Genomic DNA, 24,010 nt, shown 5'->3' on the forward strand with positions numbered 1-24,010 from the left:
AAGCCTGCTGAATGCCACCGGGCGTGATCCATGGATCACGAAGAACGCTCGGCACTAGACGATCTCGTGCTTGGGACAACCGCCCCGCTGGTGGCCCGCCGGGCAGGCAAGCACGGCACCGCTGCCGCCTGGACGCCGCAGGGCCGTGCTTGCCTACTTTGGCGACTACATCGGCAGATGGTTCTCGTACCAGTGCTTGGCAATATCCACGCGGCGGGCTACCCAGATGTCCTCGAACCCGGAAATGTAGTCCAGGAAGCGGCGCAGGCTGGCGATGCGGCCCGGCTTGCCCACCAAGCGGCAGTGCAATCCGATGCTCATCATCTTCGGCGAGCCTTCCTGGCCTTCGCGATACAGGGTATCGAAGGCATCCTTGAGGTAGGTGAAGAATTGGTCACCGGAGTTGAATCCCTGCGGCGTCGCGAAGCGCATGTCATTGGCATCCAGGGTGTAAGGAACGATCAGGAACGGCTTGCCTTCCTTCGTCTGGGTCCAATAAGGCAAATCGTCTGCATAGCTGTCGGCCGAATAGAGGAATCCGCCTTCTTCCATGACCAGTTCCAAGGTGTTGTCCGAAGGCTTGCCCTGGTACATGCCATAGGGTCGTTCACCGGCCGTTTCGGTGTGAACCTTCACCGCGTCATGGATGTGGCGGCGTTCCTCTTCCTTATCGAAATCCTTGTATTCCAGCCAACGGTAGCCGTGGCTGGCAATTTCCCATCCGGCCTCGTTCATGGCCTGCACGGCTTCGGGATTGCGTGCCATTGCGGCAGCCACTCCGAAGACGGTAACCGGAAGGTTCCGCTCGGTGAATTCGCGATGCAGGCGCCAGAATCCGGCGCGCGAGCCGTACTCGTAGAGCGATTCCATATTCTGGTTGCGCTGTCCTGGCCACGGCGCGGCACCGACGATTTCGGAGAGCAGATGCTCGGAAGCGGGGTCTCCGTCAAGAACGCAGCTTTCGCCGCCTTCTTCGTAGTTGACCACGAATTGCACCGCAACCTTGGCACCTGCGGGCCACTGCGGGTCAATGCTCTTGCGGCCGTAGCCCACGAAGTCGCGATTGCCGTTCTTTTGCTCAGATTCGCCCATGGATGGTCCCTTCTTTGTTCACTCCGCACGCATGGCAGGCTCGGAAATACATGATGATGCAGTGCTTCTCGCGCTGCAGGAAGACCGGACTGGCCCCGGACTGGAAGTTTGTATTGTGCATCCTGCCACACCCTGCCGCAGAGGGTGAATTGTGAAGCGTCTCCCCAACCCGAAGCACCCCGGCCTCGCCCTCTGCTGGATCGGCAGTCGCGTGCCTATGGCAGCAACACCGCCTTGGCCCCGATGCACGCACCATGGGAAAGCCCGCTATTCGTTACGAAGCAAGAAATCCTTGATTTCCGGCAGGTGATCTCTTGTTCCCGGGGGTTGCGCGGTTGCCGTCGGCCCAAAATGTGAAAATGCGACTTGCACCACGTTGAGGTTTCTGCGCATACTGTGATGGCAATCACCACATATGCCGCTGATGCGTGGCGGGAGAGACCCGCCCACACCATGGGCGGGCGCCGTAGGAGCAATTTCCTCCCCGGGAAACTCTCAGGCACCCGTACCGCCACGACTAGGCAAATCTGGAAAGCAGTGCGGCACGGCCGCACTCACCGAAGGAGCAAGCTTCGCCCAGTAATCGGGCCGAAGTGAAAACTCTCAGGTCGACATACAGATTGGGGAGGGACCAAGAACAGTGCCGCACCGAGCGCACCGGATTCGAGGTACTCCCCGTGGCTGGCCTGGTCCCTGCTCTTTGCGCAGCGTGCCGGGCAAGCCCGCTGGACTGCTCCGAAACGGAAGTGTTCATCGAAGCGAGACTGCGCTCCAAGCCAACCCGGCTTGGAGGCAGATCAGCTTCGGGGCGCCACTCCACACTCCTGGAAGGCAACCAGCATGAGTCCCACCAGTTCTGGCCCCACTCTCGAGCGCGGGCTCTCCAATCGACACATCCAGCTGATCGCCATTGGCGGCGCGATCGGCACGGGCCTGTTCATGGGCTCCGGCAAGACCATTTCGGTCGCCGGCCCGTCGGTCATCTTCGTCTACATGATCATCGGCTTCATGCTCTTCTTCGTCATGCGCGCCATGGGCGAGCTGCTGCTGAGCAACCTCGAATACAAGACTTTCGCCGATTTCGCCGGCGATCTGCTCGGTCCCTGGGCCGCCTTCTTCACCGGCTGGACCTACTGGTTCTGCTGGGTAGTCACCGGCATCGCCGATGTGGTGGCCATCGCCCACTATGTCGCCTTCTGGTGGGGCGACCTCCCATTGTGGATCCCGGCCCTGGCATGCATCGCACTGCTGCTGGTGCTGAATCTGGCCACCGTGAAGGCCTTCGGCGAAACCGAATTCTGGTTCGCGCTGATCAAGATCGTGGCCATCGGCGCGCTGATCGTGGTCGGCCTGGTCATGATCATCACCGGTTTCCAGCACGACGGCACGACTTCCTCCTTCGCCAACCTGTGGGCGCACGGCGGCATGTTCCCCACCGGCTTCATGGGCTTCGTCGCCGGCTTCCAGATCGCCGTGTTCGCCTTCGTGGGCATCGAGCTGGTGGGCACCACCGCAGCCGAAACCAAGGTCCCGGAAAAGACGCTGCCCAAGGCGATCAACTCGATTCCCGTGCGCATCCTGTTCTTCTATGTCGGCGCCCTGCTGATCCTGATGATGGTCGAGCCGTGGAACCTGTTCTCCGCCGAGAACTCCCCATTCGTGGGCATGTTCGCCCTGGCCGGCCTGGCCGGCGCCGCGGGCATCATCAACTTCGTGGTGCTCACCTCCGCCACCTCCAGCGCCAACTCCGGCATCTACTCCACCTCGCGGATGCTGCGCGGCCTGTCCATGGAAGGCGATGCCCCGAAGAGCTTCGCCAAGCTCTCCGGACGCAAGGTCCCGAAGAACGCGCTGATGTTCTCCTGCATGTTCCTGCTGGCCGGCGTCGCCCTGCTCTACAGCGGCGACTCGGTGATGGGCGCCTTCACCTTGGTCACCACCGTCTCGGCCCTGTGCTTCATGTTCGTGTGGACCATCATCCTGCTCAGCTACCTGGTCTTCCGGGCCCGCCGCCCGCACCTGCACGATGCCTCGAAGTTCAAGGTGCCAGGCGGAGTTCTCATGCCGTATGTGGTGCTCGGCTTCTTCGGCTTCATCATCTGGGCGCTGACCACCCAGGCCGATACCTTCACCGCCCTGCTGATCACCCCGGCCTGGTTCCTGGTCCTGGGCGCCGGCTACCTGTACATCCGCCGCAACCCGCAGCACCAGGAGCTGCGCGCCGCGCACCTGGCCAAGGTGGCGCATGAACGCTACGAAGCGGCCGCCTACCGTGACGCGAAGTCTTTCGCCAATCACGAGCAGGAAGCTGCCCCGCGGGCCAACGAAAACGTGCACCAGTAGCACTGCACGCACCGGCTGCGCAGTCCAGGCCCCGGCATCTTGCCGGGGCCTTTCTGCGTGCTCGCTGGGATCGCTATTGAGGCTTGCAGGATTGATGCCATCATTGGTTCAGCCAGCAAGCGCTGGCCACCTTCGACCAGCTGCCGCAGGGAGGAAAGAACCATGACATCAACGGGTCCATTGCCGCGCATCGAATCCGGCCAGGTGCCGGCGGACTTGCCCGACTGGATGCGTGATGACTTGGGGCTGCGCGCCGCCTACCGCTTCGATTCCGCCAGCACTGCCCTGCAGTTCATAGTCCAGGTGGGCTTGCGTGCCGAGCAGGACAACCGGCACCCGCATCTGGATTGGCGGATCACCACCGTGGAGCTGCGCCTGGCGTCCAACCAGCCCGAGCGGCTCTCAGCACCGGAGCTGGAATTGGCCCGCCACATTTCCATCGAAGCCGGCAAGCTCGACGCGCAGGTGATCACCGGGCGCCAGTAGCCGTCGCCTCCCCCGTTCAGCTGCGCTGGCGCCGGGAAGCGATCATGGAAATGATGATGCTCTGCGCCGCACCCGCGGCCGCGCCGAGCCCCGTCATGGATATCCGGTCGATGAGCAGCGACGAAGGCGGTTCCGGGCTGACCAGGTGGACCATGAGCAGCGCGGAGATGGTCATGAAGACCATGCCCACCGCATAGTTGCGCAGGATCACCAGCTCGATGATGAACTGCGAGGCCAGCGCGGCGGCCAGGACCACCCAGAGCGGGGAATCGAAGGCGAAAACCACGGCAGCCAGCGCCACCCCGAGGCAGGTGCCCACGCAGCGCTGCAGCCCGCGGGCCACGCGCGCATAGGCATCAATGCCGGTGACCGCAGCGATCGCGCCGAGGCTGGCCCAGTACCAGTGGCCGTCGCCGACCAGGCAGGCGATGACTGCAGCGAGCAGCACGCCCGAGCCCATCTGCAGCGACTCCGGCATGGCCCGGTCGCTGGGAGCCCAGTTGAATCCGGAGCCAAGGGTATGGCGCAGGTTCGCTTTGCGCAGCGAGAGGCCCAGCATCAGCAGCATGCTGAAGACCATCGTGCCGCCGCCGGCCAGCAGCACCCCGGTGAAGTTGTCCGCGGTAGCCTGCAGGCTCAGGCAGGCCCCGCCGGCGAAGACCGCGAAGATTGGTCCTGGCGGCATCCAGCGTGCGGCATGCGAGACGTAGTTGGCGCCGAAGCCGATAACTGCCAGCACCAGCGCGCGCACCAGGAACGGCGCATCGATGAGCGAGAAGTAGGTGCCCAGCAGCATGGCGAGCAGCTGCACGATGCCTGCCGAGAGCTGCTGCCAGAAACGCGGCGCATAGGCATCGAAGCGGCCGAAGACCGCGCAGAAAGCGCCGAATGCGGCGTACATTGCCCAGTCCAGCCGGCCAGCACTTGCCACGAGGATCAGCGGCACGGCCAGGCTGAGCGTCGCCTTGGATGCCGGGATGAGCGACGGGCGGTGCGGGGCCACGATGACGCTGCGCCGCATGACTTCCTTCAGATGGCGTTTCACTGCTGCGCTTCCCCGTCCTGGGCGGCGACCAGCTGGAGCAAGGTGCGCAACTGGACTTGCTGCTGCGCATCCAAGGCGCCAAACACCTTGGCCTCGCTGTGCTCGGCGGCGGCCATCGCCCGGGCAGCGAACTTCCTGCCTGCGGCGGTCAGCGTAATGAGGTTGCGGCGGCGGTCTTCCGGATCGACGTTGCGTTCCAGGATGCCGCGAGTGGACAGCTGGTCGAGGTAGGCCACCAGGTGGCCACGGTTCAGATTCGAGCGTGCCGCCAGGTCATTCTGCGAGATGCCGCCGAACTCCTCCAGAGCGCAGATGATGGTGAAATGATGCCTGGTCAAGGACTCGGATTCCATCAGCTCGGTCAGCTCCTGGGTGCCGATGCGTCCGGCGCGGGCAGTGAGATAGCTCAGCGAGTTCCATTGGAACTGGGGAATCTGGTGTTCAGCCATTCCCCCAAAATATCATTTCATTTCGAAACGATTTCAAAAAGAAGCGTTTTATCGATGAATCTCACATGGCAATGACGGCCATCATCGCCCACCCGTTCTGCTCAAACACCATCCAGCGGGACGGGTGGACGATTTGGCTTGGCCTCCCCGCCGTTCAGAGCCCCAGGTCTGCCACCAGGAACTTGGCTCCCATCTCGCCGATGAGGATGGCCGGGGCGTTGGTGTTGCCGGTGGTGATCTTCGGCATGATCGACGCATCAATGACGCGCAGGCCGGCCAGGCCGCGGACGCGCAGCTGCGGATCCACCACTGCCTGCGCATCGGTGCCCATGCGGCAGGTACCCACCTGGTGGTGGTAGGTCACCACGTTGTTGCGGATGTACTCCCCCAGTTGCTCATCGCTCCTCACCTCATTGCCCGGGTACACCTCCCGGGCACCCCAGTCCTGGGCCAAGGCGTCCTGCTGGACCATCGCTCGGCACTGCTTCATCGAGTACACGAACGCCTCCAGATCCCGCGGATCATCCAGGGCATTCAAATCGATGTTCACCTGATCTTCCAGTCCAGGTCCGCTCAGGGTGATTTCTCCACGGCTGTGCGGGGTCACGATTCCGGAGTGCAGGGTGAATGCAGTGCCCTCGATCGGTTCCATGCCCGGGGAGTACATTGGCACGGCGAAGAAAATCGGCTGGGTGTCCGGGCGGTCCAGGTCTGCGCGGGAGCGGGAGAACATGTGCGATTGCGAGACCGAGACCCCGGTGCGCGGGGCAGGAATGTCCCGGGTGGTGGTTTCGGCGATGACCGGGGCGAGCAGGTGGTCATGCAGGTTCTTGCCCACCTGGTCCAGCTCATGCAGCGGCTCGACACCCACGGCCTGGAGCTCGGCCGCCGGGCCGATTCCGGAGCGCAGGAGGATCTGCGGGGAGCCCAAGGCGCCGGCGCTGAGCACCACCTCATCGGCGCGCAGCTCCTGCAGCTGCCCACCCTTCTGATAGCGCACGCCCACCACGGTGCCGGATTCCAGGATCACCGAGTGCACCTCGGCGTCGGTGATGATCTCAAGACGCTCGCGCACCGGCTTGAGGTAGGCCTTCCAGGTGTTGATGCGTTCGCCGCCAACGACGTTGATCTGCTCCTTGGACACGCCGTCCAGCTGCTCGCCGTTGTAGTCGGGGTTGAACTCGATGCCGGACTGCACTGCCGCGTCGATGATCGACTGGTGGATTTCATCCAGCTCGTAGTCGTTGTCCACCGGCACCAGCCCTTCGGTGCCGTGGAACTTGCTGGCGCCGCCGGAGAAGTTCTCGATATCCTTGTAGATCGGCAAGACGTTCTTCCAGGCCCACTGCTCGCCGCAGTCCTTGGCCCAGTCGTCGTAGTCCTGCGGTGCGCAGCGCACCCAGATGGTTGCGTTCAGCGCGTGCGATCCGCCGAGCACCTTGCCACGAGGCAAGTGCATCGGCTTGTTGGCGGCCCCTGCCATCGGGACCGTGTGATAATCCCAGTCGTCCTTGCTATGCCACAGTTCGCCCATGCGCGAGAGGTCATGGATGGCCGGGTTGGTGTCTTCGGACCCGGCTTCGAACAAGGTCACCTGCGCTCCCGCGTCCACCAGCCGGCGCGCGACGACCGCACCTGCTGAACCTGCTCCGACGACAATGACCGACTTGCTGCCCATGGAAACTCCTCCACCTTGAGGTGCTGCGAAATGTATTCATCCCAGTCTGTACAGGTCAGCAGGTTTTCCATTGTCATCGTGCGCACAGCAATTGGCAACGCGTGCGCAGTATCCGCTTGGGGCCGCTTCGGCTATTTGCGGATCCGGGCCGCTCGCAATTCGTCGATGCGGACCAGGACCACTCCGCCCACGATCAGCAGGCCGCCGAACAGCTGCACCGCACCGGGCAGCTCGGCCAGCAGCAGCCAGGCCCAGAGCACCGCGAAGAGCACCTCGGTCAATGAGATGAAGCTTGCCACCTTGGATCCCAGTTCCCTCGCGGCCATCACGCCGGTGGTGTAGGAGAACACGGTGGCGATCAGGATCAGCCCGGTCAGCGCCAGCCACCACGGGGTCTCGAAGCCGGCGAAAGAGCCAGTGCCGGGAGCCCAGTGCATGGGAAGGATGCCCAGTCCTCCCACGGCCAGCATGGTCAGCGCACCGACTGCCATGCCCCCAGCAGAGAGCATGATCGGCGGCAGCGCTCCATCAACCTTGGCGCTGATGAAGAAGTAGACGGTCAGCCCGATGGCCGCGCCCAGTCCCCAGAGCACGCCAATCGGATCGATACGTGTCGTACCGGTCAGGTCGAGCACCGCTACCAGCCCAGCCAGCGACAGCAGGGTTCCGGCGATGGTCGCCACGGACGGGCGCTTCTGGTGCCTGGTCCACAGCACCAGCACAATCAGCACCGGCGCCAGATACTCCAGCAACAGGGCCACGCCCACATCCAATCGCTGCACCGCCAGGAAATAGCACAGCTGGCAGGCGCCCACCCCGAAGAGTCCGAAGAGCACAATCGATACCCAGTTGGTGCGCAGCAGCACCCACCGTCCGCGCATCGCCAGCAGCGCCGGGATGGCCAGCACCAGCGCCGCGCCGGCCATGCGGGCAGCTACCGCGGCGGTAGGGCTCCAACCGGCCTCGAAAAGCCCCTTGGCGAAGGAGCCCGACACCCCGAAGGCGGCCGAGGAGGCCAGTGCAATCCAGATGCCCTTCGATTGGCTGGGCTGGCTGGTCGCAGCGTAGGTGGAAGCTGCAGGCGCACCGGGGGTAGGCAGGTCGCTCATGAGGGTCTTTCGCGCAGAATTTCATGCCCCGTTCAGGGGCAAATGGGGGTATGAGCATGACGATACGGTTAGGCTTGAGTAGCAGTCAATCCACCCACCCTCCAGGAACGAATTATGACCTTTGCCCCAGATATCGAAGCGTCGCTGAAGACCGTGGTGAATCTGCTGAATACCGAGGTGCAAATCGTGGATATGCTCTCCACCGTCGCTGATCTCGATGAGTTCCTCGACGCGGAGAACTTCGACGGCTCACGCGCGCACAACCAGGCGGAGCTGCGTTCCATCCGCCAGCTGCGTTCCCAGCTGAAGAACATCTGGATCGGCACCGAAGAGGAATCGGTGTTCCGGGTCAATGCCATCCTGCGCAACGCCAACGCCCAGCCGCAGCTGATCAAGAGCGAATCGCTGGGCTACCACCTGCACGCCACCACCAACAGCACCCCGCTCTACGACCGGATGGCGGTGGATGCCGCGATGGCGCTGGCCGAGGTGATCCGTTCCGGCGGTTTGCAGCGGCTGCGCATCTGCGCTTCCAAGGACTGCGAGGCGGCATTGCTGGATTTGTCGCGCAACCGTTCCAAGCTGTACTGCGATACCCGCAACTGTGCCAACCGCGAGCATGTGCGCGCCTACCGTGCGCGCAAGGCGTCAAAGCGCTCGGGCCAGCAGCTGCCCGCCCGCTGAGCGTCCGGCCTGGATCGAGTTGGGCGATGCTCCTCGCCTTTTGCCTTGCGCGGGCCATATGATGAACACACAACCGGGACACCGGCAGTTGCAGTAGTGGAAGGGGCAGGCCATGACTCAGGAAACCCACGCTTCGGATGATTACGAGGCTCGGATCGAAGCTGCTGAGAGCGGCCCGCTGAAAGCCGCCGCCCGCTGGGTTGTAGCCCTGGCATCGGCAGCCTTGGGCGATGCCGAATACGAAGCGAATGAGCCGCAGGTTGTCGTGCATTCGCGCCAAGACGATTCGGTAGTCCTGCGCATCACGACCTCCAGCCTCGAGGAGGCTGAACGTCTGGTCGTCCAGATCCGCGAGGACCTGGAAACGTTGAGCACCGACGAGTTCAAGGCGGAGTGGGAAGGCGCCGGCGACAAGTCCTAGCGGCGCCGGCCGGCGATCAGTGCTCGACGAGAATCCCGTCGATATCCGCGTACACCATCGCGCCGGGACGGATGTTCACGTCCCCGATGCTGATGACTTCGTCCACTGAGCCATGCGAGCGCTTGACGGTTTTGCGCGGGTTGCTGCCCAGCGCCTTGATGCCCAGCTCCAGTTCGGCCAGTGCGGCCCGGTCGCGCACGGCGCCGCTGATGATGACCCCGGCCCAGCCATTGGCTTCAGCACTCTCGGCAATCATGTCGCCCAGCAGGGCGTAGCGCAGGGACGCTCCCCCATCGACCACGAGCACCGCGCCGTTGCCCGGGAAGCTCAGGATTTCCTTGACCAGGCCATTGTCCTCATGGCACTTCACGGTGCGTGCCGGCCCGTAGAAGGACAGCCGCCCGCCAAAGTCCTGGAACTGCAAGGAGACGGACTGCAGCGCATCTCCATGCTGGTCGTAGAGGTCGGCGGTGCTGATCGGTTCCTGGTGCATGTCGCTTCCTTCGTGAGCTGCGATAGTGGTCCACCACACAGCTTAGCCCTCAGCGCACGCAACCCCAGAGCATGACGAAAGGTTTAGAGGTTCAGCTCCGCCTCATACGCCTTGGAGTCCAACGCTCCCAGACGCGAATTGCGCCGGCCATAGGCCAGATAGATCGCGGCGCCCACGGCCATCCAGATTCCGAAGACCAGCCAGGTGATCCCGGCCAGATTGAACATCAGGAACAGGCAGGCAGCGATACCCAGCATCGGAGTCACCGGATACAGCGGGACGCGGAAGGTGCGCGGGATATCGGGCTGGGTCTTGCGCAGGTAGATCACCGAGACGCCCACTAGCGAGAAGGCGAAGAGGGTGCCGATGCTGGTCGCTTCGGCCAGCTGGCCCAACGGGATCAGCGAGGCGGCAATGGCCACGACCGCGCCGGTGACGTAGGTGCCGATGACCGGGGTGCGGGTGCTCGGCGAGACCTTGGCGAAGAAGCGCGGGATCAGGCCATCGCGGCCCATGGACAGCAGGATTCGGGTTTGGCCGTACAGGGTGGTGAGCACCACCGAAACGATCGCGATCACCGAGGCCAGGGCGAAGGCCAGAACCATCCACTTCTGCCCGGTGATCTCTGAAACGATTTGCACCAGGGCGGCTTCCGAATCGGCGAACCACTCCCATTCCCGGGCGCCGATGGCCGCCACGGCAACCAGCACGTAGATGGCGGTCACCAGCACCATAGCGATCATGATGGCCCGCGGCAGATCCTTCTGCGGGTTCTTGGCTTCCTCGCCAGCGGTCGAGGCGGCATCGAAGCCGATGTAGGAGAAGAAGACCATGGAGGCAGCACCGGTCACGCCCGCGGCGCCCATGGGCAGCAGCGGCGCGAAGTTGCCGGCATTGAAAGCGGTGAAGGCGACGACCACGAAGAAGACGAGGATGGCGATCTTCACGATCACCATGACGGTATTGGCCAAGGCCGATTCACGGGCACCGCGGACCAGCAGCAAGGTGGCCAAGATGACCACAATCAGTGCCGAGAGGTTGATGATGCCGCCCTCGCCCGGGCCGGTGGCCAGTGCTTGCGGCAAGGCGAGGCCGAAAATCTCCAGGGTCTGGTTCACGTAGGACCCGGCGCCTACCGCCACCGCGGCCGCGGACACCGCGTATTCCAGAACCAGGCACCAGCCGCACACCCAGGCCATGCCTTCGCCCAAGGTGGCATAGGAATAGGAGTAGCTGGAGCCGGAGACCGGGACCATGCCGGCCATTTCGGCGTAGGACACCGCCGAGAGCAGCGCGGTGATGCCGGCCAGCACGAAGGCGATCCAGATCGCCGGGCCGGCGACCGGAACGGCTGATCCGAGGATCACCAGGATGCCGGTGCCCAGGGTGGCGCCAACCGAGATCATGACCAGCTGGGTGACGCCCAGCGAGCGCTTGAGCGTTCCGAGTCCGGCGTTGTCCGCCGCATCGTTGGCCATCGCCTGGATGGACTTGCGCCGCCGCAGCTGCGTGCCCAATGGGGTATGGCTGTGCTGCTCTGTGTTGCTCGTGCTGCTCACTCGAAATCCTTGGTGCGTGCTGGAGGCGTTTCGCATCGATTGGCCGACCCGGCAAACGACAACGCGCTGGGACTATCTGTGGATGGACAGTCCCAGCGCGTCATGCCGCGTGGCTAAGCTTTATTATCAGTCTTCAAACTTCTTGTCCGGATTGGCAGAGGATCGGTTGACCCCGGTGCCCTTTCCAAGGTCAGGATCATTTTCCTTGGCTGCCATGGTCAACACCGAGATGACCAGCAGGCTGGCGACGAAGGCGATGCCGAAGGCCGCCAAACCGATGTCGAAACGCAGTGGATTCTGCGATCCGCCGGTGGAGCTGATCAGGCCGACCACGCCGGAGACAAGGCCCAAGATCAGCGAGAAGCTCAGTGGGCCCTTGATTGACTGGCTCCACGGTTGCTTCTTCTTATTGTTTCCCACCAGAAACTCCGTTTCTACTCTTGCTGCTGACCTGAGGACTAGTTGTTGCCCTGGTCCGGGGTATTGTTCGTGGCCGGTGCGGCAGCCTTCATCTCGTGGCGATGGCCGAAGGCTGCAATCAGCGCGAAGACCGCGAGAACAATGGTGCCGCCGCCAATCAGGCCGAACAATGCGTGTGCATCCAGGCCGCCGCTGAAGCACAGCGAAATGGCCAAGATCACGCCCACCGCGCCGGTCACCAGCTGGTTCCTGAACGGCGGGAAGGCCTCGCGGAGCTTGGCGAAGACCACGAGTTCGGCAATGCCGGCTGCCAGGAAGGCGAACGCTGCCACGTAGCCAACCCAGGTGATCGAGCTGACGAAGATGGTTGCGATGCCAGCCATGAGCATCAGTCCAGCACCCAGTGCGTAGGGGGCGCGCGACTTCTCAGGAGCGCTTTCCACCGATACGTACTGCCACATGAATACGCCAGTGACAACGAGGAACGCTGCCGTCGAGTAGGTCACGACCTTCTCATCTGCGCCGATCCAGAAAATCGACATCAGGGCATAGGCCAGGGCTGCCAGACCGCGCAGGAACACTGGGCGGAAGACATCTGAAGCTTGGACTGGGGTGGTTTTTGGTGCAGGCACAATCTCTATTCTACCGCTCATAGAACTAACCGCCACTTCGCCCGGAGTTAATCACGTCAGCGGCGGCGGCGGATCAGCGACTCGCCCAGGTCCTTGATGCTGGCAGCGCCCATCAGCTGCATATTCACTTCCACTTCCTTGGCCAGCAATTCGATGGCACGGCTGACGCCTTCCTCGCCGCCAGCCATCAGGCCGTAGAGGTAGGCGCGGCCAATGAGCACGAAATCGGCTCCGGCGCACAGTGCGGCGACAATGTCCGCACCGGACATGATGCCCGAATCCATGATGATTTCCATGCCCTCACCGACTTCGGCGCGCACCTCGCTGAGCGCTTCGAAGGCAATCGGCGCACGGTCCAGCTGGCGTCCGCCATGGTTGGACACCACCAGGCCGTCAGCACCGGCAGCCTTTGCCTTGGCGGCGTCCTCGCGGGTGAGCACGCCCTTGACGAACAGCTGGCCGGTCCACAGCTCGCGGATCCATTCCAGGTCGTCGAAGTCCAAGGAGGAATCGAACATGGAGTTGATGATGGTCGGCAGGTCTGCCGAGGTATCGGATAGCGAGGCGAACTTCAGCGAATCGGTGGTCAGGAAGTTGTACCACCACTCCGGACGGTAGGAGGCATCCAAGACGGTCTTCAGCGTCAGCTCGGGCGGGATCTTCATGCCGTTGCGGGCATCGCGGTGGCGCTGGCCGGCTACCGGGGTATCCACGGTGACCAGCAGGGTGTCGAAGCCTGCCGCGGCCGCGCGTTCCACCAGCGCCTTGGACTTCTCGCGGTCCTTCCACAGATAGAGCTGGAACCACTTGCGCCCCTCCGGTGCCGCCGCGGCGACTTCCTCGATGGAGCGGGTGCCCATGGTGGACAGGCTGAAGGGAATCCCGGCCTTCTGGGCAGCCCTGGATCCGCCGATTTCTCCCTCGGAGTGCATGAAGCGGGTGAAACCGGTGGGCGCGATGCCGAAAGGCAGCGCCGATGGCGCACCGGCAATGGCGGTGGACAGGTCCGAGTGCGCGGTGCCGTGCAGGATGCGCGGCAGCAGCTCGACGTTGTCGAATACCTCGCGGGCGCGCCTCGCGGTGATCTCGCGGCCGGCGGCGCCGTCGACATAGTCGAAGGCCGCGGCGGGGGTGCGGCGCTTGGCGATCCTGCGCAGATCCCAGAGGTCAGCGGCGCTGGCCAGGCGGGCGGCCCGGCGATCGGTGGTGGGGAGCTTGAACTTCATCAGGCTGACCAGTTCGGCGACGTCCGGCAGCTGGCGCTTGAGGTTACCCATTGGTTGTTCCTTCTTCGGTGGAAATGCGTTGGTTCAGTACAGGTTGCGCGTGCTCGCGCGGGTGCCGATGAAGATCGCCACGGCCGAGGACAGGCAGCACAGGGCCAGGTAGCCGGCCGGCATCACGATGGAGCCATTGCCTGCCTGCAGCAGCGCGGCGGCGATCAGCGGCGAGAGTCCGGCGACGATGGCGCCGTTCAGTTCGCGGGCCAGGGCGATCCCGGAGAAGCGGATCGAAACGGGGAACAGCTCGGTGAGGAAGGCGCCCTGGGCACCTGAGGTGCACGGAATCACCAGTGCGTAGCCGGCGGCGATGCCCAATAGCCCGTAGGCGAATTCGCCGGTGGAGACCATCGCGAAGATCGGGAAGGCGAGGACCAGGCCGGAGATGTTTCCAGCAGCCAGCACCTTGGAGGCGCCGAACCGGTCAGCCAGCCAGCCGCCGACCGGCGTGAGCACCACGGAGACCAGCGAGCCCAGGGTGACCGCCAGCAGCGCCTGGCTGCGTTCCATGCCGCTGGTGACCATCAGGCTCAGCGCGAAGACCGCGAGGATGTAGTTCACCGCATTGTGCCCGGTGATGGCCAGGAAGCCCAGGATAACCCGGCGCCAGTGCCCGGCGAACACCTGCACGATGGGCAGCTTGGCCTGCTGCTGGCTGGCGCGGGCCGAGGCCATGGCGGCGGCGTAGTCCGGGGTTTCCTCCAGCTTGTTGCGGATGTAGATGGCCACCACGAACAGCAGCGCCGAGATCAGGAAGGGAATGCGCCAGGCCCAGCCGAGCAAGGCCTCGTCGCCGGCCAGCGAGACCAGGAAGAAGCACACGGTGGCCAGAGCAATGCCCAGCGGAGGGGTGGCGAGCACCAGCGAGGTGTAGAGGCCGCGTTTCTTCGGCTCCACGTATTCGGCTACCAGGGTCATTGCCCCGGTCAGCTCGGCGCCGGCGCCGAAGCCCTGGATCAGGCGCAGCAGCACCAGCAGGCCCACGGACCATACGCCCCAGCTGGCTGCGGTGGGCAGCAGGCCGATGCCCACGGTGGCGACGCCCATCAGGATGACCGAGAGCAGCATCGCTGGGCGGCGGCCGAACTTGTCCCCCAGATGCCCGATGACCACTCCGCCCAGCGGGCGGGCCACGAAGCCCACCGCGAAGGTGGCAAAGGAGGCGATGGAGGCCGCCGAGCCACCGGCCCCGGAGAAGAACAGCGGGCCGATCACCACCGACGCGGCCGCGCCATACAGCGCGTAGTCATACCATTCGATGGCCGTGCCGAAGACGGAGGCGAACAGGGCTCGACGCCGGTTGCGCGCTTGCTGCCCGCTGGCTGGGTTCTGGGTGATCGGCACAGTCATAGTCCTTGCGATGAAGTAGTGTTCCCGTAAGATTCCTGAAATATATTTCATCCAAGACTAGAGTGTTGCCCAGAACGGCACCTAGATCAGGTAGCTACATTACGCGCAGGAGAATCGGAGAATCATGGCCAGCTCACTCTCCGAACAGCTCACCATCACCTTGCGCGAACGCATCAACCGCGGGGAGCTCGCCCCAGGCACCCTGATCATCGAGCCGGCCCTCGCCCAGGAATTCGACGTCTCCAAAACCCCGGTACGCGAATCCCTGCGCCAGCTCACCAGCGAAGGCCTGCTGCAGATCCTGCCCAAGAAGGGCTATCTGGTGTGCGCCATTTCGCTGAACGATGTCTACGAAGTCCTAGAGCTGCGCAGCCTGCTCGAACCGCATGTGGCCGGACAGGTGGCCAGCATGCACTCGGCGGCGCTCGTCGTGTCCCTGGCCGGTCATCTGGAGGCCCAGGAGAAGCTGTCGGTCAGCGATCCCATCGCCTCCATGCATGCGGCCCAGCGCTTCCACAGCGAACTGGCGGCGGCCTCGCGCAATTCGCGCCTGGTAGCCAGCCTGGAAAACTGCTTCGCGCAAACCGCCCGCGCCCACTACGTACTGCCTTCCATGCAGCCGTACATGTCCCAATCGGACGAGCTGGCCGAGCACCGGGCGATCTTCAACGCCATCCAGAATTCAGATCCAGCCGCGGCCACCGAGGCCATGGCGCTGCACCTGGAATCCATCCGCACCGCCATGCTCGGCCAGCACTAGCCGCCGAGCCCACCGACTGCCAAACGGACTTTGACCGGGAGCCGCAGCTCCCGGAGCAACCGGCATCGGGTGGCCAGGTGGCCGGCCATCAGCTGCCCAGCCGCATCCATGCGGTGTTCTTGGCGCGCAGCGACAGGGTCACACCGCGAGCCGCCATGTAGCCCAGGGCGAAGGCTACCCAGATCCACAAGATCGCCGAGGTGGCGTCCTGCGCGAAGACATGGATCACCCAGAGCATCGGTGCGTAGACCACTAGGTTCAGCACACCGACCAAGCCGAGGTAGCGGGCATCGCCGGCTCCAATGAGCACCCCGTCCAGGACGAACACCAGGCCGCACAACGGCTGGGACAACGCCAGCACCCACAGCCCGATGGTGGTCAGCTGGCGGATCTGCTCATCCTGCGTGAACATCATCGGGAAAACCCACGACGTGGCAAATAGCAGGATGCCGGTGGCCACGCCGAAGTAGATGCCCCAGCGGCTCATGATGCCGGTAAGCTTGCGGACCTGTTCGGCATCCCCGCGGCCCAGCTCCTGGCCAATCAGGGCCTGGGCCGCGATGGCCAAAGCGTCCAGCGCGAAGGCCAGGAAGCTGAAGATGGTGAAGACCAGCTGGTGCGCGGCCAGCGTCTGGTCGCCGGCATTGGTGGCCACCAGAACGGTGAGCAGCAAGGCCGCGCGCATGCTCAGGTTGCGCAGCATCAGCCAGGAGCCGACCTGCCCGGTGGAAATGAACCCGGACCAGCTCGGTGCCAGGGAGATCCCTTGAGCCCTGACCCTTGGAAGGATCATCCACAAATACACCAGTGCCATCATCCACTGGGCAATCGAAGTTCCCAGCGCGGCACCCGCTACCGACATGTCGGCCCAGTAGACCAGGATGAAGTTCAGGACGATATTCAGTCCGAAGCCGACGGTGGCCACGACCAGCGGCGTTTTCGTGTCCTGCATGCCGCGCAGCACGCCGGTGGCTGCCAGGACCAGCAGCATCGCGGTCAGGCCGGGCATCGAATAGTCGATGTAGTCCACGGCGAATTGCGCGGTTTCCCCTTCGCCGCCCATCAAACGCACCAGGCTCCCGGCACCGAAGTATCCGGCCAGCGACAGCACCAGGCCGAGGACGACGGCAAACCACATGCCGTCGCGGCCTGCGGCCATGGCCTTGCCCGGATCGCCGGCACCCAGGGCGCGGGCCACTGCAGGGGTGGTGGCGTAGGCCAGGAAGATCATCAGCCCCACCGCCGTATGCAGCACCGTGGTGCCCAGGGCGGCGCCGGCCAGCTCGGCCACGCCAAGGTGGCCGACAATAGCCGAGTCAGCCATCAGGAACAGCGGCTCGGCAATCAGCGCGCCCAGCGCGGGAACGGCCAGGGCAAGGATCTGCCGGCCCATGCTCCGCGGGGATTCGGTGGGGGTTGAAGGATTCACAACCCCAACTCTACGAAGCGGCGTGCAGTTTCACCATTTGCGTCCCGGGTGCGGAGATTGCAGATGCCGTCCTCTTTCCTGCATCCGGGGCTGGCACTAGGTTGGATGGCAAGCAAGACGCAACCATCACCATCAATAGAAGACGGATTCATCCATGGGAGAAGAACAGATCGGCCATTGGCAATGCGCAGGCTGCGCCGTGGAGTTCCCGACGGGCGCTCCACCTGCCGGCCCGTGCCCCATCTGCGCCGATGAACGCCAATACATTCCCGGCGGCACCCAGCGCTGGGTGCGCACCGAAGAGCTGGCAGCGGCCGGGCACCAACTGACCATCACCTCCCTCGAACCGGGGCTGAGCGCCATATCTTCTCCGGAGATCGGCATTGGCCAAAGCTCGCTGCTCGTGGAGACCACCGATGGCAACCTGCTCTTCGATGTGCCGGGGCTGATTACCGGCGAGATCATTGACTGGCTCAGGAGCCGCGGAAAGCTCGCGGCGATTGTGGCAAGCCATCCGCATATGTACGGGGTGCAGCAGCAGTACAGCCAGGCGCTGGGCGATGCGCCGATCTTCGTCGCCGAGAAGGATAAGGCGTGGGTCCAGTATTCATCGGACGCGATCACTACCTGGTCCGAACCCTTTGACGTGCTGCCCGGGATCAAGCTGATCCAGCTCGGCGGCCACTTCCCCGGCAGCACGGTGGCCATCTGGGAAGCAGGTGCCGATGGCCGTGGCGTCATGCTGGCCGGTGACGCGATTTTTCCTGTGGCCGATGGCAACGTGACGTTCCTGCGCAGCTATCCCAACCGGATTCCGCTCTCGGCTGCTGTGGTTCGGCGCTTGGCCGCGACGCTGGCGCCGGAAAGATTCGACCGCCTCTACAACAACTTCGCTTCCTGCATCCGGGCCGATGCGCACCGGGTAGTGCAGTTCTCGGCCGAACGCTATGCACGCTGGGCATCTGGAGAATTCGACCATCTGACCTGATCATCTGCGAAGAAAATGAGTATTCCGTGTGCGGAATATGATTTACCGGCGCAGGGATGGATCCGTCCTGGACAGCAAGGAGGCCAGGATCAGGGCAACCGCCTGCAGTGCTCCCACGCAGAGCACCACGCTGGCCCACCCGTAGTGCAGGAATGGGATGCCGATGAGCCAGCCCAGCAGCGATGAGCCGACGTAGTAGAACAGGTTGTACAGGCTGGAGGCTTGGGCGCGGGCTCCGGTTGCCAGCACCGGAACCCACCCGCTGGCCACCGCGTGGGCGGCGAAGAAGCCGGCGGTGAAGATCAGCAGCCCGGCGATGATGACAACCAGGTTCCCGGCCAGCGTCAGCAGCAGGCCGAACGCACTGAGCAGGATGCTGAGGCGCAGCGTATTGCGTCGTCCGGCCCTGGCCACGAGCTTGCTGCTAGCCACCGAGGTGTAGGTCCCCGACAGGTAGGCCAGGAAGACCAGTGCCGCCCACGAGGCCGGGATCAGGTAGGGCGGTGCTTCCAGCCGGAATGCCAGGTAGTTGTAGACGGCGACGAATCCGCCCATGAGCAGGAAGCCCTGTGCATAGACCAGCGCCATCCTGCCGCGCAACGCCTGCGCGAATTTCTTGGCGATGCTGCCCAAGTTCTGGTGCCGGATGGGAGCGAAGCCCTGCGCGCTGGGAGCTTTGAGCAGGAAGAAGAGCGTCGCCAGGCCGGCCATGATGCTCACGGCAGCGATGCCCCAGCGCCACCCCGCAGGGTCTGCGACAAAGCTGGCAACCAGGCGGCCGGCCAGCCCGCCCAGGGTGGTGCCGGAAATATAGGTGCCGCTGGCCACCGCAACGGCGCGCGGATTGACCTCATCGACCAGGAAGGCCAGTGCCGAACCGGGCACTCCGGCCAGGGCGATGCCTTCGAAGAAGCGGATCGCCACCAGAAACTCGAAGCTTGGCGCCAGGCAGCTGAGCATTCCCAGGGCAACCGAAGAGACCAGGGCGATGCTGATGACCTTGCGGCGCCCGACCCTGTCGGAGATGATCGCCCAGGGAGTCACCGCCAAGGCCAGCCCCAGGGTTGCCGAGGACACGGCCAACGCTGTTCGCGAGGAGGTGATCTCGAAGTAGCTGGCGATCACGGGCAGCAGCCCCTGCACCGCATACAGCTGGGAGAAGGTGGCGACACCCCCGGCAAAAAGCGCCAGCAGCATGCCGCGGTAGGCGGGGGTATTCGGTTCGAGCCCGGTAAATGCCACTGCCTAGACCCCGGCAGGAAGCAGCGGGTAGATCAGGTAGACCACCAGCAGCGCCACGGTGTTGTTGATGACATGCAGCATGTAGGAGTAGGCCAGCGACTTGCCGCTGAGGATGTAGGCGACGGCCATCATGACGCCCAGCATGAAGTACGGCACCACTTCAAGCCAGGATCCGATGCCGGCCCCAATGAAGTGGATGCTGGCGAACAGCACCGTGGAGATCAATGCGCACAGCCAGACGTTCAGCTTGCGCGACAACTTGCCGATGAGCAGATGGCGGAACAGGTATTCCTCGACGAAGGGGCCGAAGAACGCGGTCACTACCAGCATGACCGGTAGCGGCACGGTTCCGGCCATGGATTCCAGGGCTGCCTGGTTCTCGCTGGTGACCACCTGGCCGGTCAATGCGGCGATGATCCCGTTGACCATGATGGTCAGGAACCAGCCTCCGGGCAGCATCAGCCATTTGGCCCAGGGGTAGTACCGCATGGTCTTGAACGATTCGAAGAACTGCGCCCCGCACTGGATCATCGCAAGAATGAAGAAGGTGACATACAGGATCAGGTTGATCCCGAACAACGCCTGTTCCTGGGTCGAGAAGGCACTCATGTAGCCGGGGATCAAGCCGATGAGGGCTGCCGCGCCGCCGACAAAGAAGACGAGGTAGGCAATGACGGTCCAGAGGTCGCCCTTGGTGAACGGTCCTGCATCGAATACACGCTGTCTGCGTCGGGGAACAACAGGATAGTTCGGGTAGTCAGGCAGCTGATGCATATCCCCTAGCCTATCTGCCTCGGCTGGGGATCCGTTGTGTTTGGGGTTTGACGCACGCAAGCGAAATCGAAGACCTCGCAGGTGTGGTCAGCGAACGAGCGGAGCGGGCCGAGATCCAAGACAAATGTTCCGCGGAATTCTGCAGTGATCTTGGCCAGGCATCCAAGATCAAGAATGCGTCATGATGGCTCATGCTGCTGAGTTCAGTTGCCCGCATATTCGAAGTGCCATGCTTCGGCGTACGGATTCCTGCTTCCGTTGGCGCGGAATTCTTCCAGATATTTCCGGTGAATCCAGTTGTATTTCTTGGAGTTGGCCTTCAGCCACTTGTAGTACTTGCCCTTGAATGAGTAGTTGAAGGTCTCAGGCACGTCGATGGCCAATCCCCAACCGTGGTTCGAGGTGCCCGGTTTGGCCGCGATGTAGTGGCCGAGCTCCTGATAGAGGAGCTTCTGCGTATCCAGGGTGCGGTAGGCCAGATCGATATCCAGGTTCTTCCCGAATTTCTTCTTGAAGGCGGCGTTCAACCTGCCCAGGTCTGCAGCGGCCGGGGCGGCGATCAGCGTTTTCTCCTTGTCCCAGTGCAGGGCCACCAGCATCGAGGAGGGCAGCTTCCCATTGGCTTGCTTCAGTACTGTGGCCCGGGTGGTCTTCGCGGTGTTGCTGGTCTTGGCATTGGTGCTGCGTTTCAGTGCCGAGGCTTTCATCCAGCCATCTGCCCCTTGGGTGCGCATGTAGTACCAGCCGGAGACCGGGCCGGCTTTCTTTTCCCACGCTTTGTCGCGATAGGCGATCGAGTTCTTCGGGATGTCGCCGATGCGCTTCTTGCCCTTGACCGAGGCGAACAGGTCTGCGCCGGAAGTTTTGGCGAAGTAGCGGTCCGTCAGGCCTGCGCGGTTGGTGGTGTACGGGCCGGCATCGATGGCGCATCCCTTGGAGCAGGTTGTGACGTAGGCGCCGGAGATCCACCCAGTCTTGCCCTGGGTGGATATCTTGTACCAGCCGTTGGCTGCCTTGGATGTCGCGTAGGCCGGCTGGCCCTTGCTGATCTTCCCGACGACACTGTGCCCGGTTCCCGCCCCCTTGCGGATATTCATCGTCGATTCCGGGGTGACCCAGAGCTTCACGCTTTTCGCCCGCTTCGGCGTCTTGCCGGTGCCGGAGGTCTTGGTGACCTTGGCGTATTCATTGGAAATCCACCCGGTCTTCTTGTTGTACGTGACCTGGTACCAGCCGTTGGAAGCCTGGGACTTGACCGTGACCGTCTTGTTTTTCGGGATGGTTAGGATGAAGCGGTGCTTGGTGCTGGAACCGGAGCGCATGTTCAGGTTGCTGGTGGTCTTGATCTGCACTACACGGTTGGCGGCAGGCACCTGCAGTGCTCCGGGGGCCGATAGCAACGCGGAAGGCTGGGCAGACGCAGCTTGCTGTGCAACCGGGTGCGGCTGCGCAGCGCCGGCCGGCACCAGGCCGCCCAAGGCCAGCGCACCGGCCAGCAGTGCGCTGGCAGTTGAAACGGCGAATCGTCGCGGAGAACTGAACTGTGTTTTCACGGCGGTGGAATCTTCCATTGGGCACGGATTGGATGGTGTCCTGCGCAAAGCCGTTCCCGGTTCGAGCGAGATTGCCGATTCGACGCCTGACCTAGTTAATCATGCAACGTCCAGTCCAAATCCGGTACTTCGTCAGCGGGGTTTGCGATCGAAGAACTGCGCACCGACGATGCCAGCGAGCACTCCCAACAGGTTGCCCGCGGCGCGTTCCCAAAGGACATCCGCATTGACGCTCGGGTCGGCGAGCTCAAGCATCAGCATGATCAGCGGAGTGAAAAAGCTCAGCGCCAGCCCGTAGTTTCGGGTCATGTAGCCCTCGGTGGGGAACATCAGCACGATGATCACCAGCCCCAGGGCCAGCTGAGGCAGCTGCAGATGGTAGATGCCCAGCAGCACCCCCAGTCCGGCCACGGTGCCGGCCACACGGTGCAGTCCCCTGCCCAGGCGGCCACGGGCGTTGCCCGCCGCCAGCGGCACCACCGAACCGGCCATGACCCATTGCAGGTGTTCCAGGTGCAGCCCGATGGCCAGGGCTCCTGCCAGCATCACCACGCTGGCGTAGCAGGTGGCGCGGCGCAGCGCGTCCGGCCAGCCGATCGGATCATGCCCGGGATATCCGCTTGCCGCAGCTCCAAACGTGGCGGTCTGTCCCACAGCAATGCAGAACAGCGCGGTGACCACGAACGCCGCCAAACCCGCCACGGACGGCGATTGCCCCACCGGGAGGCTGGCCAGCGCCCCGAAGGCGAACAGCGGGAAGAACGAGCCGCCTGGCTTGAGCCCGTAGCGGTCCGCGGCCAGCGAACTGGTGCAGGCCCAGAAAATGCCTCCGGTGAGCAGCGCCCATCCGTCAAGTCCCCACGGCGCGATGACGATGCCGGATATGCCGGCGCACAGCATCATGGTTCCGGCCAGGGCCTGGTCCTTGAGACGCTGCACCCGGTGCGGGCTGCGGCCGTACATTCCGACCACCGAACCGAAGACCGCGTAGACCATGAGGTCCACCCGCCCCAGCAACAGCAGTGCGGCGCCGGGAATCGCCAATCCGAAGCCGACACGCAGGGCGGGGCGGATCTCGGGGCTGTGGGACAGCACAAGACCCCGCCACGCCGCGGACGCCAACGCCGGGGCCAGGATTCCCGTTTTCGGGATTCTGGCCGGCACGTTCCGGAAATTCTCCATGATCGCTCCTTGCGGGTCGTCCAGCTTCCTGCAAAAAGGAGCGGTTCTGCCACTTCAGAGTTGCATCAACACCTTGATCATGTCCAAGCATTATTTCTGATGTTTCAATCGGGCTAACTTATCAAGCCAAGTCAAGATCCTTTGTTACGGATGGATACAGGTCGCCCGTCGCAGAGAGCAATGCGCGTAACATGAGCGGCAGCGGCTGGTGCCCGGTCATCACCAAGCTGATTTGGCTGGTGATGCGGGGACCGGCAAGGGGCGTCTGGACAAGGCCCGGCAGCTCGCCCAGGGGTTCGAGCCACTGCTTCGGGACTACGCTCGCCCAGCGGCCGGTGGCCACCTGCGCCAGCAGCGTGATCATCGAATCGCACTCGATGCGCGGCTCGGCGCTGCGCCCGTGGGAAGCCAGCACCTCGTCCAGCAGCTGGCGGCCGCGCATGGAGGAATCCAGCAGGCACAACGGCAGCGAGAGCACCTCGTCCACGGCGGTTGGCTGCCCCTCGCCAGCGAACATCCCTGCCTTGGTGAGAAGCACGTGCTCCTCACGGTACAAGGGCAGCGCGAGCAGTCCACCCAACTGCGCAGGATCCGCGTAGACCAGCCCCGCATCGAGTTCGTAGTCGCGGACCTGGGCAATGATGCCGGTGGAGCGCAGGCTACTCTGGACATGGATCGCTGCTTTCGGATTGGCCCGGGCGAAGGCATCGGACAGCTGCGCGACCGTGGAGGACGCGGCGGGCACCGCGCCCAGGCGCAGCGTGCCGGTCAGCCCGGATTGCAGCGCCGCCACCTCCTGGGCCAGCGCATCGCGGTCGGCCAGCAGGCGCTGGGCCCAGCGCAGCACCGTTTCGCCTTCCGCGGTCAGCCCCTGGAACGCGTGCCCGCGGCGCACCAGCGGCACCCCGAGCCCGGCTTCAAGCTTCCTGATGGATTCGGACAGCGCCGGCTGGGAAATGCGGCACTCCTGGGCGGCCCGCGCGAAATGCTGTTCCCGGGCCAGGGCAACGAAGTATTCCAACTGCCTAAACATCACCTGTC

23 protein-coding genes and 1 riboswitch are annotated in these 24,010 nt (G+C 63.8%); of the genes, 6 read left to right on the plus strand and 17 right to left on the minus strand.

The window, feature by feature from the left end; genetic code table 11:
• Window positions 1-165: 165 nt before the first annotated feature.
• Window positions 166-1,092 carry an allantoinase PuuE gene (gene puuE / locus ACR9WD_RS14605; RefSeq protein ID WP_038993093.1) on the minus strand — a complete coding sequence of 309 codons (927 nt, stop codon included), beginning with the start codon at window positions 1,090-1,092 and terminating at the stop codon, window positions 166-168.
• A 422-nt stretch (window positions 1,093-1,514) separates the two neighbouring features.
• A riboswitch (glycine riboswitch) is annotated at window positions 1,515-1,613 on the plus strand.
• 319 nt (window positions 1,614-1,932) lie between these two features.
• Here puuE and cycA point away from each other — a divergent pair.
• Window positions 1,933-3,435: a D-serine/D-alanine/glycine transporter gene (gene cycA, locus ACR9WD_RS14610; protein ID WP_434922319.1), complete on the plus strand. Its 1,503-nt coding sequence runs from the start codon at window positions 1,933-1,935 to the stop codon at window positions 3,433-3,435.
• Window positions 3,436-3,597: 162 nt separating this feature from the next.
• Entirely contained in the window at window positions 3,598-3,921 is a 324-nt protein-coding gene (locus ACR9WD_RS14615; RefSeq protein WP_084084043.1) for a 4a-hydroxytetrahydrobiopterin dehydratase, read from the plus strand.
• Window positions 3,922-3,937: 16 nt separating this feature from the next.
• On the opposite strand, the gene ACR9WD_RS14620 is transcribed toward ACR9WD_RS14615, so the two are convergent.
• The 4 genes from ACR9WD_RS14620 to ACR9WD_RS14635 all read right to left on the minus strand — a co-directional run bounded on the left by ACR9WD_RS14620 (window position 3,938) and on the right by ACR9WD_RS14635 (window position 8,202).
• Window positions 3,938-4,966 carry an FUSC family protein gene (locus ACR9WD_RS14620; protein ID WP_434922320.1) on the minus strand — a complete coding sequence of 343 codons (1,029 nt, stop codon included), beginning with the start codon at window positions 4,964-4,966 and terminating at the stop codon, window positions 3,938-3,940.
• Window positions 4,963-5,415, minus strand: a complete 453-nt coding sequence (locus ACR9WD_RS14625; protein WP_121867485.1) for a MarR family winged helix-turn-helix transcriptional regulator — start codon at window positions 5,413-5,415, stop codon at window positions 4,963-4,965. Before ACR9WD_RS14625 ends, ACR9WD_RS14620 begins: the two co-directional genes overlap by 4 nt.
• A 154-nt stretch (window positions 5,416-5,569) precedes the next feature.
• A complete protein-coding gene (locus tag ACR9WD_RS14630) occupies window positions 5,570-7,093 on the minus strand; it encodes a GMC family oxidoreductase (RefSeq protein ID WP_434922321.1) in 1,524 nt (507 codons plus the stop codon).
• 131 nt (window positions 7,094-7,224) lie between these two features.
• Window positions 7,225-8,202 (minus strand): EamA family transporter, encoded by a 978-nt coding sequence (locus tag ACR9WD_RS14635; protein ID WP_434922322.1) that lies wholly within the window; start codon window positions 8,200-8,202, stop codon window positions 7,225-7,227.
• Window positions 8,203-8,316: 114 nt separating this feature from the next.
• On the opposite strand from ACR9WD_RS14635, the gene ACR9WD_RS14640 reads away from it, so the two are divergent.
• Both ACR9WD_RS14640 and ACR9WD_RS14645 read left to right on the plus strand, forming a co-directional pair.
• Window positions 8,317-8,886 carry a CGNR zinc finger domain-containing protein gene (locus ACR9WD_RS14640; protein WP_038993089.1) on the plus strand — a complete coding sequence of 190 codons (570 nt, stop codon included), beginning with the start codon at window positions 8,317-8,319 and terminating at the stop codon, window positions 8,884-8,886.
• Between the two features lie 112 nt (window positions 8,887-8,998).
• The gene (locus tag ACR9WD_RS14645; protein WP_038993088.1) at window positions 8,999-9,307 is read left to right on the plus strand and encodes a hypothetical protein; all 309 of its coding nucleotides are present in this window, start codon (window positions 8,999-9,001) and stop codon (window positions 9,305-9,307) included.
• 16 nt (window positions 9,308-9,323) lie between these two features.
• Here ACR9WD_RS14645 and rraA read toward each other — a convergent pair whose 3' ends face one another.
• The 6 genes from rraA to ACR9WD_RS14675 all read right to left on the minus strand — a co-directional run bounded on the left by rraA (window position 9,324) and on the right by ACR9WD_RS14675 (window position 15,041).
• A complete protein-coding gene (rraA, locus tag ACR9WD_RS14650; protein ID WP_434922323.1) occupies window positions 9,324-9,800 on the minus strand; it encodes a ribonuclease E activity regulator RraA in 477 nt (158 codons plus the stop codon).
• Window positions 9,801-9,883: 83 nt separating this feature from the next.
• Window positions 9,884-11,395, minus strand: coding sequence for an amino acid permease (locus tag ACR9WD_RS14655; protein WP_434922324.1), 1,512 nt, complete (start codon window positions 11,393-11,395; stop codon window positions 9,884-9,886).
• Between the two features lie 90 nt (window positions 11,396-11,485).
• Window positions 11,486-11,779, minus strand: coding sequence for a hypothetical protein (locus ACR9WD_RS14660; protein WP_223308794.1), 294 nt, complete (start codon window positions 11,777-11,779; stop codon window positions 11,486-11,488).
• 38 nt (window positions 11,780-11,817) lie between these two features.
• On the minus strand, window positions 11,818-12,411 hold the full coding sequence (locus ACR9WD_RS14665) for a DUF308 domain-containing protein (RefSeq protein WP_073706939.1): 594 nt from the start codon (window positions 12,409-12,411) through the stop codon (window positions 11,818-11,820).
• A 56-nt stretch (window positions 12,412-12,467) separates the two neighbouring features.
• A complete protein-coding gene (locus ACR9WD_RS14670) occupies window positions 12,468-13,688 on the minus strand; it encodes an alpha-hydroxy acid oxidase (RefSeq protein ID WP_073706940.1) in 1,221 nt (406 codons plus the stop codon).
• A 33-nt stretch (window positions 13,689-13,721) separates the two neighbouring features.
• Window positions 13,722-15,041, minus strand: coding sequence for an MFS transporter (locus ACR9WD_RS14675; protein ID WP_073706941.1), 1,320 nt, complete (start codon window positions 15,039-15,041; stop codon window positions 13,722-13,724).
• A gap of 124 nt (window positions 15,042-15,165) precedes the next feature.
• Between ACR9WD_RS14675 and ACR9WD_RS14680 the strand changes: the two genes are divergently transcribed.
• On the plus strand, window positions 15,166-15,801 hold the full coding sequence (locus ACR9WD_RS14680) for a GntR family transcriptional regulator (protein WP_073706942.1): 636 nt from the start codon (window positions 15,166-15,168) through the stop codon (window positions 15,799-15,801).
• Between the two features lie 88 nt (window positions 15,802-15,889).
• Here the strand turns inward: ACR9WD_RS14680 and ACR9WD_RS14685 are convergent, their stop codons facing one another.
• Entirely contained in the window at window positions 15,890-17,194 is a 1,305-nt protein-coding gene (locus ACR9WD_RS14685) for an MATE family efflux transporter (protein ID WP_434923216.1), read from the minus strand.
• Between the two features lie 190 nt (window positions 17,195-17,384).
• Here ACR9WD_RS14685 and ACR9WD_RS14690 point away from each other — a divergent pair, with 190 nt between their 5' ends.
• A complete protein-coding gene (locus ACR9WD_RS14690; protein ID WP_434922325.1) occupies window positions 17,385-18,218 on the plus strand; it encodes a hydrolase in 834 nt (277 codons plus the stop codon).
• A 42-nt stretch (window positions 18,219-18,260) separates the two neighbouring features.
• On the opposite strand, the gene ACR9WD_RS14695 is transcribed toward ACR9WD_RS14690, so the two are convergent.
• The 5 genes from ACR9WD_RS14695 to ACR9WD_RS14715 all read right to left on the minus strand — a co-directional run bounded on the left by ACR9WD_RS14695 (window position 18,261) and on the right by ACR9WD_RS14715 (window position 24,002).
• The gene (locus ACR9WD_RS14695; protein WP_434922326.1) at window positions 18,261-19,460 is read right to left on the minus strand and encodes an MFS transporter; all 1,200 of its coding nucleotides are present in this window, start codon (window positions 19,458-19,460) and stop codon (window positions 18,261-18,263) included.
• Window positions 19,461-19,463: 3 nt separating this feature from the next.
• A complete protein-coding gene (locus ACR9WD_RS14700; RefSeq protein ID WP_121867492.1) occupies window positions 19,464-20,234 on the minus strand; it encodes a CPBP family intramembrane glutamic endopeptidase in 771 nt (256 codons plus the stop codon).
• Between the two features lie 203 nt (window positions 20,235-20,437).
• Window positions 20,438-21,787 carry an SH3 domain-containing protein gene (locus tag ACR9WD_RS14705; protein ID WP_434922327.1) on the minus strand — a complete coding sequence of 450 codons (1,350 nt, stop codon included), beginning with the start codon at window positions 21,785-21,787 and terminating at the stop codon, window positions 20,438-20,440.
• A 132-nt stretch (window positions 21,788-21,919) separates the two neighbouring features.
• The gene (locus ACR9WD_RS14710; RefSeq protein WP_434922328.1) at window positions 21,920-22,969 is read right to left on the minus strand and encodes an FUSC family protein; all 1,050 of its coding nucleotides are present in this window, start codon (window positions 22,967-22,969) and stop codon (window positions 21,920-21,922) included.
• Window positions 22,970-23,090: 121 nt separating this feature from the next.
• The gene (locus ACR9WD_RS14715) at window positions 23,091-24,002 is read right to left on the minus strand and encodes a LysR family transcriptional regulator (protein WP_434922329.1); all 912 of its coding nucleotides are present in this window, start codon (window positions 24,000-24,002) and stop codon (window positions 23,091-23,093) included.
• Between the last annotated feature and the right edge of the window lie 8 nt (window positions 24,003-24,010).

The organism is Glutamicibacter sp. PAEs-4 (genome assembly GCF_051161755.1).
GTDB lineage: Bacteria > Actinomycetota > Actinomycetes > Actinomycetales > Micrococcaceae > Glutamicibacter > Glutamicibacter nicotianae.

What these genes read in the sequence shown, in the direction of transcription:
- puuE (WP_038993093.1), bottom strand. Translation starts at nt 1,092, where the DNA reads ATGGGCGAATCTGAGCAAAAGAACGGCAATCGCGACTTCGTGGGCTAC.
- cycA (WP_434922319.1), top strand. Translation starts at nt 1,933, where the DNA reads ATGAGTCCCACCAGTTCTGGCCCCACTCTCGAGCGCGGGCTCTCCAAT.
- ACR9WD_RS14615 (WP_084084043.1), top strand. Translation starts at nt 3,598, where the DNA reads ATGACATCAACGGGTCCATTGCCGCGCATCGAATCCGGCCAGGTGCCG.
- ACR9WD_RS14625 (WP_121867485.1), bottom strand. Translation starts at nt 5,415, where the DNA reads ATGGCTGAACACCAGATTCCCCAGTTCCAATGGAACTCGCTGAGCTAT.
- ACR9WD_RS14630 (WP_434922321.1), bottom strand. Translation starts at nt 7,093, where the DNA reads ATGGGCAGCAAGTCGGTCATTGTCGTCGGAGCAGGTTCAGCAGGTGCG.
- ACR9WD_RS14635 (WP_434922322.1), bottom strand. Translation starts at nt 8,202, where the DNA reads ATGAGCGACCTGCCTACCCCCGGTGCGCCTGCAGCTTCCACCTACGCT.
- ACR9WD_RS14640 (WP_038993089.1), top strand. Translation starts at nt 8,317, where the DNA reads ATGACCTTTGCCCCAGATATCGAAGCGTCGCTGAAGACCGTGGTGAAT.
- ACR9WD_RS14645 (WP_038993088.1), top strand. Translation starts at nt 8,999, where the DNA reads ATGACTCAGGAAACCCACGCTTCGGATGATTACGAGGCTCGGATCGAA.
- rraA (WP_434922323.1), bottom strand. Translation starts at nt 9,800, where the DNA reads ATGCACCAGGAACCGATCAGCACCGCCGACCTCTACGACCAGCATGGA.
- ACR9WD_RS14655 (WP_434922324.1), bottom strand. Translation starts at nt 11,395, where the DNA reads ATGCGAAACGCCTCCAGCACGCACCAAGGATTTCGAGTGAGCAGCACG.
- ACR9WD_RS14670 (WP_073706940.1), bottom strand. Translation starts at nt 13,688, where the DNA reads ATGGGTAACCTCAAGCGCCAGCTGCCGGACGTCGCCGAACTGGTCAGC.
- ACR9WD_RS14675 (WP_073706941.1), bottom strand. Translation starts at nt 15,041, where the DNA reads ATGACTGTGCCGATCACCCAGAACCCAGCCAGCGGGCAGCAAGCGCGC.
- ACR9WD_RS14680 (WP_073706942.1), top strand. Translation starts at nt 15,166, where the DNA reads ATGGCCAGCTCACTCTCCGAACAGCTCACCATCACCTTGCGCGAACGC.
- ACR9WD_RS14685 (WP_434923216.1), bottom strand. Translation starts at nt 17,194, where the DNA reads ATGGGCCGGCAGATCCTTGCCCTGGCCGTTCCCGCGCTGGGCGCGCTG.
- ACR9WD_RS14690 (WP_434922325.1), top strand. Translation starts at nt 17,385, where the DNA reads ATGGGAGAAGAACAGATCGGCCATTGGCAATGCGCAGGCTGCGCCGTG.
- ACR9WD_RS14700 (WP_121867492.1), bottom strand. Translation starts at nt 20,234, where the DNA reads ATGCATCAGCTGCCTGACTACCCGAACTATCCTGTTGTTCCCCGACGC.
- ACR9WD_RS14710 (WP_434922328.1), bottom strand. Translation starts at nt 22,969, where the DNA reads ATGGAGAATTTCCGGAACGTGCCGGCCAGAATCCCGAAAACGGGAATC.
- ACR9WD_RS14715 (WP_434922329.1), bottom strand. Translation starts at nt 24,002, where the DNA reads ATGTTTAGGCAGTTGGAATACTTCGTTGCCCTGGCCCGGGAACAGCAT.